Here is a 14,112-nt window from a genome sequence, read left to right as displayed (position 1 = left end):
GCCCCCCGTTCCAATACCCCCTTCTCGGCGCTTGATGGCGGTTTTCGGCCAGTGCTCAAGCGTGCGGATTTCAACCAATAAGAAGGGCGATGAGATGGCGACGTGCGGCGAAGTGCTGGTCAAGTTACTCGAAGGTTATGGGGTCGAGCAGGTGTTCGGCATTCCCGGGGTGCACACCGTCGAGTTGTATCGCGGCCTGGCCCGCTCGCCCATCAACCATGTCACCCCGCGCCATGAGCAAGGCGCCGGCTTCATGGCCGACGGCTATGCCCGGACCAGCGGCAAGCCGGGCGTATGCTTCATCATCACCGGTCCCGGCATGACCAACATCACCACCGCCATGGGCCAGGCCTACGCCGATTCGATTCCCATGCTGGTGATCTCCAGCGTGCAGACCCGCAGCCAGTTGGGCGGCGGGCGCGGCAAGCTCCACGAGTTGCCCAACCAGAATGCCCTGGTCAGTGGCGTCGCGGCGTTTTCCCACACCCTGATGTGCGCCGATGAATTACCGGCGGTGCTGGCCCGGGCCTTCGCCCTGTTCCAGGCCGGTCGTCCACGCCCGGTGCATATCGAGATTCCCCTCGACGTGCTGGTTCAGGAAGCCGACCACCTGCTGGCCAGCGAGCCGGTCAAGGTTGCCCGGGCCGGTGCCGCACCGGCCGCGGTGGTCCAGATGAGCCAGTGGCTGGCAGGCGCCAAGCGCCCGCTGATTCTTGCCGGTGGCGGGGCCATCGATGCCGCCGAGCCCTTGACCCTGTTGGCGGAACGGCTGCAGGCGCCGGTGGCCCTGACCATCAACGCCAAGGGCATGCTGCCCTCGGCGCACCCGCTGCTGATCGGTTCCACCCAGTCGATGGTGGCGACCCGGGCCCTGGTGGCGGAGGCCGACGTGGTGTTGGCCATCGGCACCGAGCTGGCGGAAACCGACTACGACGTGACCTTCGCCGGTGGGTTCGAGCTTCCCGGCACCCTGCTGCGCATTGATATCGATGCCGACCAGACCGTGCGCAACTACCCGCCGAAAGTGGCCCTGGTGGCCGATGCCCGGATCGCTGCCCAGGCACTGTTGAGCGAGCTGTCCCGCGAGCCGCTGGCCGAGCGCTGCAGCGACTGGGGGGCGCCCCGTGCGGCGCTCCTGCGCAGTGAGCTCGACGCCTTGTGGGATGCCCCGACCCGGGCCCAGACGCTGTTCCTGGAAACCGTGGTCGACGAGCTGCCGGAGATCGTCCTGGTCGGCGATTCCACCCAACCGGTGTACAGCGGCAACCTCACCTTCAACCCTGAGCAGCCGCGCCGCTGGTTCAACTCCTCCACCGGCTACGGCACCCTGGGCTATGCCTTGCCGGCAGCCATTGGCGCCTGGCTCGGTGGCGGCTCGACGCCCCGCCAGCGCCGGCCGGTGGCCTGCCTGATCGGCGACGGCGGCTTGCAGTTCACCCTGTCCGAGCTGGCTTGCGCGGTGGAAGCGCAGACGCCGGTCATCGTCCTGCTGTGGAATAACCAGGGCTATGAAGAGATCAAGAAGTACATGGTCAATCGCGCCATCGAGCCGGTAGGCGTCGACATCTACACCCCGGACTTCATCGCGGTGGCCAAGGGCCTGGGTTGCGCCGCCGAGCGCATCGACGATATCGAGCAATTGCGTGCGGCGTTGCGCCTGGCTGCGGATCGCCAGGGGCCGACCCTGATTGAAATCGACCAGAACCGCTGGACCCAGGGAGTACCGGCATGAGCGCGCTGCAACCGTTGAACGGCCTGTACATCGACGGCCACTGGAGCGCCGGCGACGCACTCCTGCCAGTGATCAACCCGTCCACCGAGGCCCTCTTGGCCCAGGTGGCAGGCGGTGGTGCCGAGGCGGTGGACCAGGCACTGCGTGCCGCCAGCGCCGGCCTTGGGCGCTGGGCGCGCAGCACCGGGGCCGAGCGGGCCCAGGTGCTGCGCAAGATTGCGGCAGGGGTGGCCGAGCGCCGTGAACGGCTGATGCACTTGCAGTCGAGCAACAACGGCAAGCCGCAGTTCGAAGCCGCCCTGGATGTGGACGATGTGATCGCCACCTTCGACTACTACGCCGGTTTGGCCGAGGGGCTGGATGCTGCCCAGGACGCGGATGTTGCCTTGCCCAGCGCAGATTTTTGTGCACGCCTGCGGCGCGAGCCGGTGGGCATTGTCGGGCTGATCGTGCCGTGGAACTTCCCCATGGTCACCACCGCCTGGAAGCTGGCGCCGGCCCTGGCTGCGGGATGCAGCGTGGTGCTCAAGCCGTCCGAGGTCACGCCGCTGCCCGAGCTGGAACTGGCGGCGATCATTGCCGAGAGCGGCTTGCCCCAGGGGGTGTTCAACCTGGTCTGCGGCACCGGCCTGGCCGTGGGCGCGCCCTTGGCGAGCGATCCGCGGGTGGCGAAGATTTCCTTCACCGGCAGCAACGCGGTAGGGGTGCAGGTGATGCAGCGCGCGGCGGAAACCGTCAAGGGGGTGAGCCTGGAGCTGGGAGGCAAGTCGTCCTTGCTGGTGCTGGCGGACGCCGACCTGGACCTGGCGGTGGAGCTGGCCTGCGGCGGAGGTTTCTTCAATGCCGGGCAAATGTGTTCCGCCACCAGCCGGGTGCTGGTGGCCGACGAACTGGCGGATGAGTTCCTCCTGCGTCTCAAGGCCCGGGCCGAAGCCATACGCGTGGCCGAGCCCTTCGACCCCGAGGTGGAGATGGGCGCGCTGGTCAACCAGGCGCAATACCAGCGGGTGCTGGGGCACATCGATCGAGGAGTGAACAGCGGCGCCAAGCTGGTCTGTGGTGGTTCCCGTCCCGCCGCCTTGCAACAGGGTTACTTCATTCAACCCACGGTATTCACCGAGGTGCCGCTGGACAGTGCACTGTGGCGCGAGGAGATCTTTGGTCCAGTGCTGTGCGTGCGCAGCGTCAGCAGCGAGCAGCAGGCCATCGAGCTGGCCAATGACAGCGAGTTCGGCCTGGTGGCCAGCGTGGTGGGGGCCGATGTCGCCAATGCCGAGCGTGTGGCCAACGCCTTGCAGGCCGGCCTGGTGTGGATCAATGCGCCCCAGGTGATCTTTCCCCAGACTGCCTGGGGTGGCTACAAGCAGAGCAGTATCGGTCGTGAGCTGGGCCCTTGGGGGCTACAGGCGTTTCAGGAAATCAAGCATGTGGTCCGCGCCCGGTAGGGGCGCCGGCCATCACATGCCTACCCGCAGGCGCGCCATGTCCCGCAAGGGCGGTGCGCCGAACAGCCGGCTGTACTCGCGGCTGAACTGCGAGGGGCTTTCATAGCCGACCCGGTACCCCGCCGCCGAGGCTTCCAGCCCTTCGGCCAGCATCAGCCGCCGGGCTTCCTGCAGGCGCAACTGCTTCTGGTACTGCAACGGGCTCATGGCGGTCATCGACTTGAAGCGGTGGTGCAGGGTCGAGACGCTGAGATTCACTTCCCGCGCCAGGTCATCGATGCGCAACGGCTGTACGTAGTTGCCGTTGAGCCATTTGATCGCCTGGTTGACTCGATGGCTCTGGCTGTTGGTGGTGGCAATTTCATACAAGCGATGGCCCTGGGGGCTGCGCAGCAGGCGATAGAGAATCTCCCGGCGCACCAGGGGCGCGAGCATGTTGATGTCTTTCGGGGTGTCCAGCAGGCGGGTCAGGCGCAGCACCGCGTCCAGCATCGCCGGGTCCAGGCGTTCCACGTACAGCCCGCGCCCGGTGGGCCTGGCGGGCACGCCCAGGGGGCCGGCATCGGCGATCAGTGCGTTGATCTCGCCGGGGTCGATGTCCAGGCGCAGGGCCAGGATCGGCTCCTCCGGAGAAACCATCGCCACCTTGCCGCTCAGGGGCACGGAAACCGAGACCACCAGGTAGTTCAACGGGTCGTAATTGTAGGTTTCATCGGCCAGGCGCACTTCCTTGCGGCCCTGGGCCATGATGCACAGCGCAGGTTGTGCCAGCACCGGGGCGAACTGGTGGGAACTGCTGTGGCGGGAGACGAACAGCGAGTCGATGGCCGTGGCGTAGCTGCCGTCCTCGGCGGTGTTGCGATCGATGATCGCGGCCAGTTCCACGCGCTGCCGTTCCATCTCCGGATCCAGGGGAGCCTGCAGGTTCTGCAGTGATGACATGGGGGCAGCCTCCGGGTGTTTTCGATTGGCACAGCTTAAGTTTGTGCAAGCGGGGCGGGTAGGCGATTCCTGCGTAAAACTTGCCTGATCCTGCTGCTTGCGCGCGCGATAGACAACACGGGCCGATGGTCGGGCGTTTCACTTGCTTGAAACACCGCTGTGATTCTTCTGCCGATGACGCTGCATCGGTGGTGGTGCGAGGTGCGGGTCGCAGGATTGGGCAAAGCTGCGGCAGGAATCGACTAACGTCAGCCCGCCCGCCCCCCGTATCGTTGATCCTGTCGCAGCCCGTCCCCCGGCTGCCACGACAACACCCTGGGAGGGTTGCACATGTCCACGCCTATACCTGTCAGTCACATGGCTTTTGTCCGGGCCCGGGCCGGGCGCTCCACCGAGCTTGGAGCGCGCTTGAGCTGCCTGATCGAACCCTCGCGCCAGGCCGCCGGCTGCCTGCACTTCGCCCTGCAGCATTCGCAATGCGATGCCGACCTGTGGCTGGTGTCGGGCTACTGGAGCAGCCAGCAGGCGATGACCGCCTATTTCAGCTCGCCGGCCATGGCAATCTTCGCCGAGCTGGTCCAGGACCTGGTGGTCAACAGCCTGGACTTCCACACCTTCAACACCGTGTCGGCACTCGAGGCCCATGGCGAATACGCACAACTGCAGTGCGCACCGCTGCACAAGCTGGCCAGCTGAGGGTTTAGAATGGCCGACTTTCCATAGGCCAGGACCCGCAACATGGCACGCAAAGAATTCGCACACTACGAAGCAGTTTCCGCTGTGGTTCCAGGGGAGGGGGGATACAGCGCCGCCATCGCCGTCAAGGCCCTCGGCGCCTCAGGGGCTCCGCGCTTTCACAAAGTCCTCGCTGAGCAGAAGTTCAAGACCGCTCATGACGCCGACCTGGCTGCCGAGCAGCAACTCGAACAGTTGGACGACGTCGACCAGGACGGCGAGTTGAGCTGGAAGACTATTTGACCGCCCCCGGGCGGTGCATCTTGAACAGGGCCTCGGGCCCCAACTGGAAGTAATCCGCCGGTCCGCCGCCGCGCAGAATGGGTTCTGCCGCGGCGGTGTCGTAGATCCCGTCCTTGAGCAGCCACTTGGCAATATGCACGGCCACTACTTCGCCGAGGATCAGCCAGCTTGGCACCAATGCCTGGTCCGCCCGCTGCAGTTGAATGATCTGAGTGACCTTGCACTCGAAGGACACCGGGCTCTCGGCGACCCGGGGCACGCTGATGACTTTTGAAGCCAGCGGCGTCAGGCCGGCCAAGACGAACTCGTCGACTTCGGCGGGCACGGCGGCGCAACTCTGGTTCATCTGTTCGGCCAGAGGGCGGGTGGCCAGGTTCCAGGCGAACTCGCCGGTCTGTTCGATGTTGTTCAGGCTGTCTTTGCGCCCGACGCTGGAGAAACCAATGATCGGCGGAATGTAGTTGAAGGCATTGAAGAAACTGTAGGGCGCAAGGTTCAGGCGGCCTTCACTGTCTTGGGATGAGATCCAGCCGATAGGACGCGGGCCGACGATGGCATTGAACGGGTCGTGGGGCAGACCGTGGCCCAGGGCAGGTTCGTAAAAGTGGATATCGTCAGGCATGGCTCAAGGTTCCTGCTGGGGGCGGCGATTGAAGGGCGCCATAGTGCAGTGCTCGAGCGTTGAATTCCAGCCTCTGCCACCGGGGTGAAGAGAGGTTCACCCGCCCGAAAAGACTAAGCCCGGCCGAAGCCGGGCTGTGATGTCGCGTGGGTCGATCAACTGATGGTGGCAGAGCCGGTGCGGTCGTAGCCGTCGGCGGCGAAGGTGGCGGAACCGGTGCGGTCGTAGCCGTCGGCAGCGAAGGTGGCGGAACCGGTGCGGTCGTAGCCGTCGGCGGCAAAGGTGGCGGAACCGGTGCGGTCGTAGCCGTCGGCGGCAAAGGTGGCGGAACCGGTGCGGTCGTAGCCGTCGGCAGCGAAGGTAGCGGAACCGGTGCGGTCGTAGCCATCGGCGGCGAAGGTGGCGGAACCGGTACGGTCATAGCCGTCTTCAGCAACAGTAGCGGAACCGGTGCGGTCGTAGCCGTCGGCAGCGAAGGTGGCGGAACCGGTGCGGTCGTAGCCGTCGGCAGCGAAGGTAGCGGAACCGGTGCGGTCGTAGCCGTCGGCGGCAAAGGTGGCGGAACCGGTGCGGTCGTAGCCGTCGGCAGCGAAGGTAGCGGAACCGGTGCGGTCGTAGCCGTCGGCGGCAAAGGTGGCGGAACCGGTGCGGTCGTAGCCGTCGGCAGCGAAGGTAGCGGAACCGGTGCGGTCGTAGCCGTCAGCGGCGAAAGTGTTGGCAGCCAGTACCGACAGGGTGAAGGCGAGGATCAGTTTGCTTTTCATGGTGGTGACTCCGGGTTCGTTGAGGTGTGTGCGTTGGGCTTGGGATCAATCCTACTCCGGTAAAACTGATTGAAAAGCGCAAATAAATGCTCAATTAAATCTGTTTTATCGATGTATTACTGCTCGTCATTCGCCATCGGTTAGCGCACTCAAGCCTCACTCTGTATACGGGCCAGTTAGGTGGCCGGATTCAGTAGTAGGCTAAGTATCGAGCATTAACTGATCATTAATTGAGCAGCAAACCTGCAAAAAAACACGCCAACGGTTTTTTCATTCAAGCCCTACCTATTTTTCACGCTTCGACATTCAGCCTCCGCGCAGGCCTGCAAACCAAGACAGGCCGTCTTGAATGTGACCCTCGGAGCGGCTCTGCAAATGAACAAACTTCCTCAGATCACCCTGGCCTTTTGGGTCATGAAAATCTGCGCGACAACCCTGGGCGAAACAGCCGGCGACTTGCTGTCGATGACCCTGAATGTGGGGTACGCCATCAGCTCGATGATCTTGATCAGCGTGTTTCTGTTGACCCTGGTTACCCAGCTGTTTTCGAAAACCTACAACCCGGTGCTGTACTGGATCGTGATCCTGTCCACCAGCACCGCCGGCACCACCATGTCGGACTTTATGGACCGCACCCTGGGCCTGGGGTATGCCAGCGGCTCGCTGATCCTGATCGGGCTGCTGCTGGCGATCTTCGCTGCCTGGCGTTTGAGCGGCGATTCGCTGAACGTCAACAAGATCCAGACCCTGCGCGGCGAGATGTTCTACTGGATGGCGATTCTGTTTTCCAACACCCTGGGCACGGCCCTGGGCGATTACCTGGCGGACGACTCGGGGCTGGGCTTTGCCGGTGGGGCGCTGCTGATCGGTTCGACCATCGCCGTGGTGGTGTTGCTCAAGTACTTCACCCGGCTCTCGTCGGTACTGCTGTTCTGGGTGGCGTTCGTGCTGACCCGGCCGTTTGGCGCGACCCTGGGCGACTTCCTCACCAAGCCCCATGAAAAGGGTGGCCTGGACTTCGGCACTATTGGCTCGTCGGCGGTATTGGCGGGGATTCTGCTGGTGATGATCGCTGGGGCTGCGTACTACCGGAACCGTGGCGAGCGGCGGGTGGCAGCGCAGTTGGGGTGATTGCCCGAGTACTGCGCCACACCATCACGTGCAAGCTCGCTGATGCATGAAGTCCCATCAGCCTGCAGGAGCGAGCGTGCTCGCGATTCGATCCAGCTGAAACACTGGCGCGAGGGCCTTGCACCCTCGCGCTCTGTTCTGCCTGTCAGTCGGTCTCGATCCGCGAGTGCTTGCGAGTGTCCTTCATGGTCGCGTAGACCAGCAGCGAACAGGCGATGCAGGCGGTGACGTACCAGTAGTAGCCGGTTTCCATGCCGATGCTCTTGAACCACAGGGCAATGTATTCCGCGGTGCCGCCGAAGATCGATACCGTCAGCGCGTAGGGCAGGCCCACGCCCAGGGCACGGATTTCAGTGGGAAACAGCTCGGCCTTGACCACGGCGTTGATCGAGGTGTAGCCGCTGACGATGATCAGCGCCGCCATGATCAGGAAGAACGCGCCCCACCAGCTCTGGATGGTGTGCAGGGTGGTGAGGATCGGCACGGTGAACAAGGTGCCGAGGATGCCGAAGGCGATCAGGATCGGCCGCCGTCCGACCTTGTCCGACAGGGCGCCGATCACCGGTTGCAGGCACATGAACAGGAACAGCGTCGCTGCGGAGATGGTGGTGGAGTCGGAGATGCTCATGCCGACGGTGTTCACCAGGTATTTCTGCATGTAGGTGGTGTAGGTGTAGAAGGCCAGGGTGCCGCCCATGGTCAGGCCAACCACGGTCATCAGCTCCTTGGGGTGACGCATCAGGGTGCGCATCAGGCTTTCTTTCGGCTTTTCCTTCTTCTTGGTGAAGGACTCGGTTTCTTCCATGCCACGACGCAGGTAGAGCGCGACCACCGCACACAGGGCACCGATGCCGAACGGAATCCGCCAGCCCCAGGATTGCAGCTCTTCAGTGGTCAGCAGGTTCTGCAGCACGATCAGCACCGCCAGGGCGATGAGCTGGCCGGAGATCAGGGTCACGTACTGGAAGCTGGAGAAGAAGCCGCGGCGCTCCTTGGTCGCCATCTCGCTGAGGTAGGTGGCCGAGGTGCCGTATTCGCCACCCACCGACAGGCCCTGCATCAGGCGCGCGAGCACCAGCAGGATCGGTGCACCGACACCGATGGTTTCATAACCCGGGGTCAGGGCGATGATCAGCGAGCCGAAGCACATCAGCAGCACCGAGGCCATCAGCGCTGCCTTGCGGCCCTTGCGGTCGGCGTACAGGCCCATCAGCCAGCCACCGATCGGGCGCATCAAAAAGCCCACGGCGAAGATCGCGGCGGTGTTCAGCAACTGGGCGGTGGTGTCGCCCTTGGGGAAGAAGACTTTGGCGAAGTACAGCGAGAACGCCGCGTAGACGTACCAGTCGTACCACTCGACCATGTTGCCCACGGACCCGCTGAAAATCGATTTCAGCCGGCTGGCGGTGGTCTTTTCTTTGGCAGGCGCCGCCGTCGAGCCGGCAGGCAGGGTGTTAGAGATATCCATGAAGGACCCTTCTATTCATTGTTTTTGTGGAGTGCGCGCAAGCGCAGCCTGCCAGGGCTATAGCAGGACCTGTGCCAGGAGCGAGAGCCCCGGCCTAGAAGGGTTTGTCTGTCTGGATAAGCGGAATTCCGCTCATGCGAGGGGCGCGGGTGAGCGGGAACTTGCCTAGGGGCAGCTGCAAGCCTCAAGCCTCAAGCTGCAAGTCTTGCAGCTTGAGGCTTTCAGTTGCCGCCGATAAACATCTCTCGTGTCAGGCCATGTCGCTGCATCTTTTCATTCAGTGTCCGGCGCGGCAGTTGCAACTCAAGGAGCACGGCCTTGATCTCGCCCTTGTGCCGGGTCAGGGCAGCGCGCAGGCATTGGGCTTCGAAGGCTTCCTGCTGGGCTGCAAGGGACTGGCCGGGCTCGATAAGCTCGGGGGCCGGGTCGTTCAGGCCCAGTAGCTGGCGCTCGGCGACGTTGGCCAGTTCGCGCACGTTGCCCGGCCAGTCATGGCTGAGCAGGCGGCTCAACTGTGTGCCGCCCAGGGGCGTGACGCTGCGGCCCAGGCGTTCGGCGGCGGCCTGGGCGAAGTGTTCATACAGCAGCGGAATGTCTTCGCGGCGCTCGCGCAATGGCGGCAGGCGCAGTTCGGCGACGGTCAGGCGATAGGCCAGGTCTTCGCGAAAGCGTCCGGCCCGAGCTTCGTCCAGCAGGTCGGGTTTGGTGGCAGCGATGATCCGCAGGTCGACCTTGATGCTCTGGTTGGAGCCCAGGCGCTCGAGCTTCTGTTCCTGCAGCACCCGCAGCAGCTTGACCTGCTGGGCCAGGGGCATGCTTTCGATCTCGTCGAGGAACAAGGTGCCGCCGTCGGCGTATTCCAGTTTGCCGATGCGCTTGCCCTGGGCCCCGGTGAAGGCGCCGCTCTCATGGCCGAACAGCTCGGCCTCGAACAGCGGCTCGGGGATGGCAGCGCAGTTCAGGGCAACGAAGGGCTTGCCCGCCCGAGGTCCGAAATCGTGCAGGCAACGGGCAATCAGTTCCTTGCCGCTGCCGGTTTCGCCGCGGATCAGCACATTGACCGGCAAGGCCGCCAACTCCAATACCTGGCGCCGCAAGGTCTGCAGTGCCCGGGACACCCCGAGCAAGGTGGCGTCGAGCTTGGCCCGGCTGTCGGCTTGCTGGTGCAGGTGGCGGTTCTCCAGTACCAGGCGACGCTTGTCCAGGGCCCGGCGCAGGCTGCTGAGCAAGGTGTCGGGGCTGAAGGGTTTTTCCAGGAAGTCGTAGGCGCCATCGCGCATGGCTTCTACCGCCATGGGCACGTCGCCGTGGCCGGTCAGAAGGATGACCGGCAGGTCGGGATCGAGTTGCTGGACCTGGGCCAGCAGCTCCAGGCCGCTGATGCCGGGCATGCGCACATCGCTGAGGACGACCCCGGGGAAGTCCTTGGGCAATTGTGCCAGGCACTCTTCGGCGCGGCTGAACAGCTGGACCTCGAAACCCGAGAGGCTCAGCCATTGTTCGATGGCGGTGCGGATGCTGGCTTCGTCATCCACCACGATCACGGAGTTCAGCATTGGATATGTGCCTCCAGGTCAATGGGCAGGCTCAGGGTGAACACCGCGCCCTGGTCCTGATTGACCACGCTCAGGCGGCCCCCCAGCTCATGGACGATGGCATAGGACACCGCCAGCCCCAGCCCCAGGCCGTCGCCCACCGGCTTGGTGGTGAAGAACGGGTCGAACACGCTGAGCAGGTGCTCTTCGGCGATTCCGCCGCCGCTGTCGGCCACCCGCAATTGCCACAGCTGGTCCTCGGCTTCGAGGCTGATTTGCAGGCGCTTGCAGGGTTTGTCCTGCATGGCGTCGAGGGCGTTGCGCAGCAAGTTGATCAGCACCTGTTCCAGGCGGATGGCATCGCCCCGTACCCAGGCCGGGCGAGTCAGGTGCAGCACGGTGTCGATGCCTTCGGAACGCAGGCGGGTTTCCAGCAAGTGCAGCGACTGGTCCACCACCGCTGCCAGGTCGAGGCGTTCGCGCAGGCCGCCGGGGCTCTTGCGGGCGAAGGTCTTGAGATGGCTGGTCAGGGCGGCCATGCGCGACAGCATGTCGTCCAGGGGCCGCAGGGCCTTGTAGGCTTCATCCACCCGGCCGTGGTCCAGCAACAGCCTCAGGGTTGCCAGTTGCATGCGCTGGGCCGTCAGGGGCTGGTTGATTTCGTGGGCCAGGGCCGCGGACATCTGTCCCAGGGCGGCCAGCTTGGCCGACTGCACCAGGCCTTCCTGGGCGGTGCGCAGATCGCGGGTACGCTCGTGCACCAGTTGTTCAAGCTCTTCGCGGTTGCGCTGGCGGATTTTCCCCAGGCGCCAGCGCTGGCTCAGGAACAGCAGCAGGAACACCAGGGTCAACCAGGCACCGGCCGCGGCGAGCCCGGCATTGCGGCTTTCCTCGAAGGCGCTCGGCGGCTTGCGCAGCAGGTGCAGGGTCCAGCCTTCGGCACTCAGTGGCAGGGATTCCCAGAGATAGTTGGCCGCGCCGTCGGGGCCGTCCACCCGGACCAGGCTGCTGTTGTCGTCGAACCGTTGCAGCGCCTGGTGCTGCAGGGGGGTCAGTGGCTGCTTGTCGTACTGGCGGGTGCGCTTGATCTCGTCCAGGTCGTTGACGGTCAGCGGCTGCAGCAGCCGGTAGCGCCAGCCGGGCTGGTTGGCGATGAAGATAATGCCCCGGGCATCGCTTACCAGCAGGGTGTCGCTGCCCTGGCTCCACTCATGCTCCAGTTCGGGAAACTCCAGCTTGACCACCATGGCCCCGAGGAACTCATCGTTGTCACCCTGGACCGCGCTGGAGAGGAAATAACCGGGAATGCCACTGGTCACCCCGACCGCATAGAAGCGCCCGCTGCCCTGGCTGCGGGTTTGCCGGAAGTAGGGACGGAAACCGTAGTTGTGGCCGACATAGCTGCTGGGCAGGCGCCAGTTGCTGGCCGCCACGGCCAGGCCTTCATGGTTGAGCAACTCCAGGGTCGAGGAGCGAGCAGCGCCGTTGATCTTCTCCAGCTTGCGGTTCAGGGCATCCTGGGTCTGCGGCGTGACGGGGCCGTGCAAGGCCGAGCGCAGTTCCGGGTCCAGGGCCAGGACCGCCGGCAGGGCACGGTAGCGTTCGATCAAGGTATGCAGGGAGTTGGCGTACAGCCCCAGCTGCTCATTGGCGCGGGCGGCTTCTTCCACCAGCGTCTGGCGCTCGGCGTGGCGCATGGCCAGGCCGGCGCTGAGCACGGTGCCAGCGAGAATCACCAGGATGTAGAGCGTCAGGCGTAGGGGGCGAGAGATCTGGGCCATGAGTCAGGGCAGGCTGCAATGGGGGCGGGAACGATAGCATGAGCGCCGCGTGGAACGTTGATCGCGGACAGTGTCGGCAAAGCGCAGGCGATAAAAAGGCGGCGGGCTGTTTGATCAACAGCGCCGCCGCCTGGGCCTTGCAGGGAAGGGCTTACTGCACTTCTACCGCCAGGCTGTCACTGATCTTCTTCTGCCAGATGGCGGGACCTGTGATGTGTACCGACTCGCCCTTGCTGTCGACCGCGACGGTCACTGGCATGTCCTTGACCTCGAACTCGTAGATCGCCTCCATGCCCAGTTCGGCAAAGGCCAGGACCTTGGACTTCTTGATCGCCTGGGCCACCAGGTAGGCAGCGCCGCCGACGGCCATCAGGTACACGGCCTTGTTGTCCTTGATCGCCTCGATGGCGGTCGGGCCGCGCTCGGACTTGCCGATCATGCCCAGCAGGCCGGTCTGCTCGAGGATCTGCCGGGTGAACTTGTCCATCCGTGTCGCGGTGGTCGGGCCGGCGGGGCCAACCACTTCGTCACCGATCGGATCGACCGGGCCGACGTAGTAGATGAAGCGACCCTTGAGGTCCACGGGCAGGCTTTCACCCTTGTTGAGCATTTCCACCATGCGCTTGTGAGCCGCATCGCGGCCGGTGAGCATCTTGCCGTTGAGCAGGACGGTTTCGCCCGGCTTCCAGCTCTGCACGTCTTCCGGGGTCAGGGTGTCGAGGTCGACGCGACGGGCCGACGGGCCGGCTTCCCAGACGATTTCCGGGTAGGCGTCCAGGGGCGGTGCTTCCAGGGAGGCAGGGCCCGAGCCGTCGAGCACGAAGTGCGCGTGACGGGTGGCGGCGCAGTTGGGGATCATGCACACCGGCAGCGAGGCGGCGTGGGTCGGGTAGTCCATGATCTTCACGTCGAGCACGGTGGTCAGGCCGCCCAGGCCCTGGGCGCCGATGCCCAGCTGGTTGACCTTCTCGAACAGCTCCAGGCGCATTTCTTCGATGCGGTTGGACGGGCCGCGAGCCTTGAGCTCGTGGATGTCGATGGATTCCATCAACACTTCCTTGGCCATCACCGCAGCTTTCTCCGCGGTGCCGCCGATGCCGATGCCGAGCATGCCTGGCGGGCACCAGCCGGCGCCCATGGTCGGTACGGTTTTCAGGACCCAGTCGACGATGGAGTCGGACGGGTTGAGCATGGCCATCTTCGACTTGTTCTCGGAACCGCCGCCCTTGGCGGCCACGTCCACTTCCACGGTGTTGCCCGGGACGATGGAGTAGTGGATCACCGCCGGGGTGTTGTCCTTGGTGTTCTTCCGGGCGCCTGCCGGGTCGGCCAGGATGGAAGCACGCAGGACGTTTTCCGGCAGGTTGTAGGCGCGACGCACGCCCTCGTTGATCATGTCGTCCAGGCCCATGGTGGCGCCGTCCCAGCGCACGTCCATGCCTACGCGGACGAATACGGTGACGATGCCGGTGTCCTGGCAGATCGGCCGGTGGCCGGTGGCGCACATGCGCGAGTTGATCAGGATCTGTGCCATGGAGTCACGGGCGGCCGGCGATTCTTCGCGCAGGTAGGCCTCGTGCATCGCCTGGATGAAGTCCACGGGGTGGTAGTAGGAAATGAACTGCAGGGCGTCGGCAACGCTCTGAATCAGGTCGTCTTGCTTGATCACGGTCATGAGTCGCGCTCCTCTAAAAGACGGGAACATTTAATAAGG

General features: G+C 64.5%; 12 protein-coding genes. 5 read left to right on the top strand and 7 right to left on the bottom strand.

What is annotated here, in order from left to right; genetic code table 11:
- Positions 1 to 94: 94 nt before the first annotated feature.
- Together ACZ5BO_RS27580 and ACZ5BO_RS27575 are read left to right on the top strand one after the other, a co-directional pair.
- Positions 95 to 1,732, top strand: coding sequence for a 5-guanidino-2-oxopentanoate decarboxylase (locus tag ACZ5BO_RS27580; protein ID WP_464697063.1), 1,638 nt, complete (start codon positions 95 to 97; stop codon positions 1,730 to 1,732).
- Positions 1,729 to 3,177 (top strand): aldehyde dehydrogenase family protein, encoded by a 1,449-nt coding sequence (locus ACZ5BO_RS27575; RefSeq protein ID WP_464697062.1) that lies wholly within the window; start codon positions 1,729 to 1,731, stop codon positions 3,175 to 3,177. The genes ACZ5BO_RS27580 and ACZ5BO_RS27575 overlap by 4 nt, the downstream gene beginning before the upstream one ends.
- Positions 3,178 to 3,189: 12 nt before the next feature.
- On the opposite strand, the gene ACZ5BO_RS27570 is transcribed toward ACZ5BO_RS27575, so the two are convergent.
- Positions 3,190 to 4,119, bottom strand: coding sequence for an AraC family transcriptional regulator (locus tag ACZ5BO_RS27570; RefSeq protein WP_025129691.1), 930 nt, complete (start codon positions 4,117 to 4,119; stop codon positions 3,190 to 3,192).
- Positions 4,120 to 4,449: 330 nt separating this feature from the next.
- Here ACZ5BO_RS27570 and ACZ5BO_RS27565 point away from each other — a divergent pair, with 330 nt between their 5' ends.
- Entirely contained in the window at positions 4,450 to 4,815 is a 366-nt protein-coding gene (locus tag ACZ5BO_RS27565; protein WP_025129692.1) for a putative quinol monooxygenase, read from the top strand.
- A gap of 42 nt (positions 4,816 to 4,857) precedes the next feature.
- On the top strand, positions 4,858 to 5,097 hold the full coding sequence (locus ACZ5BO_RS27560; protein ID WP_025129693.1) for a hypothetical protein: 240 nt from the start codon (positions 4,858 to 4,860) through the stop codon (positions 5,095 to 5,097).
- Here the strand turns inward: ACZ5BO_RS27560 and ACZ5BO_RS27555 are convergent.
- Positions 5,090 to 5,719, bottom strand: a complete 630-nt coding sequence (locus tag ACZ5BO_RS27555) for a flavin reductase family protein (RefSeq protein ID WP_025129694.1) — start codon at positions 5,717 to 5,719, stop codon at positions 5,090 to 5,092. The genes ACZ5BO_RS27560 and ACZ5BO_RS27555 overlap by 8 nt on opposite strands.
- Positions 5,720 to 5,874: 155 nt before the next feature.
- The gene (locus ACZ5BO_RS27550) at positions 5,875 to 6,483 is read right to left on the bottom strand and encodes a heme utilization protein (RefSeq protein WP_464697061.1); all 609 of its coding nucleotides are present in this window, start codon (positions 6,481 to 6,483) and stop codon (positions 5,875 to 5,877) included.
- 375 nt (positions 6,484 to 6,858) lie between these two features.
- Between ACZ5BO_RS27550 and ACZ5BO_RS27545 the strand changes: the two genes are divergently transcribed.
- Positions 6,859 to 7,614 (top strand): COG4705 family protein, encoded by a 756-nt coding sequence (locus ACZ5BO_RS27545; protein WP_025126754.1) that lies wholly within the window; start codon positions 6,859 to 6,861, stop codon positions 7,612 to 7,614.
- Positions 7,615 to 7,759: 145 nt separating this feature from the next.
- Here the strand turns inward: ACZ5BO_RS27545 and ACZ5BO_RS27540 are convergent, their stop codons facing one another.
- The 4 genes from ACZ5BO_RS27540 to ACZ5BO_RS27525 form a co-directional block, all read right to left on the bottom strand.
- Positions 7,760 to 9,082: an MFS transporter gene (locus ACZ5BO_RS27540; protein ID WP_025126755.1), complete on the bottom strand. Its 1,323-nt coding sequence runs from the start codon at positions 9,080 to 9,082 to the stop codon at positions 7,760 to 7,762.
- Positions 9,083 to 9,303: 221 nt separating this feature from the next.
- The gene (locus tag ACZ5BO_RS27535) at positions 9,304 to 10,638 is read right to left on the bottom strand and encodes a sigma-54-dependent transcriptional regulator (protein ID WP_025126756.1); all 1,335 of its coding nucleotides are present in this window, start codon (positions 10,636 to 10,638) and stop codon (positions 9,304 to 9,306) included.
- Entirely contained in the window at positions 10,632 to 12,398 is a 1,767-nt protein-coding gene (locus tag ACZ5BO_RS27530; protein ID WP_025126757.1) for an ATP-binding protein, read from the bottom strand. The genes ACZ5BO_RS27535 and ACZ5BO_RS27530 overlap by 7 nt, the downstream gene beginning before the upstream one ends.
- A 151-nt stretch (positions 12,399 to 12,549) precedes the next feature.
- Positions 12,550 to 14,073: a fumarate hydratase gene (locus ACZ5BO_RS27525; RefSeq protein WP_025126758.1), complete on the bottom strand. Its 1,524-nt coding sequence runs from the start codon at positions 14,071 to 14,073 to the stop codon at positions 12,550 to 12,552.
- Positions 14,074 to 14,112: the final 39 nt, after the last annotated feature.

This window comes from Pseudomonas sp. FFPRI_1, from assembly GCF_055384485.1.
The sequence above is the reverse complement of the archived record's forward strand: the minus strand, read 5'-3'. Positions and strand labels throughout refer to the sequence as shown.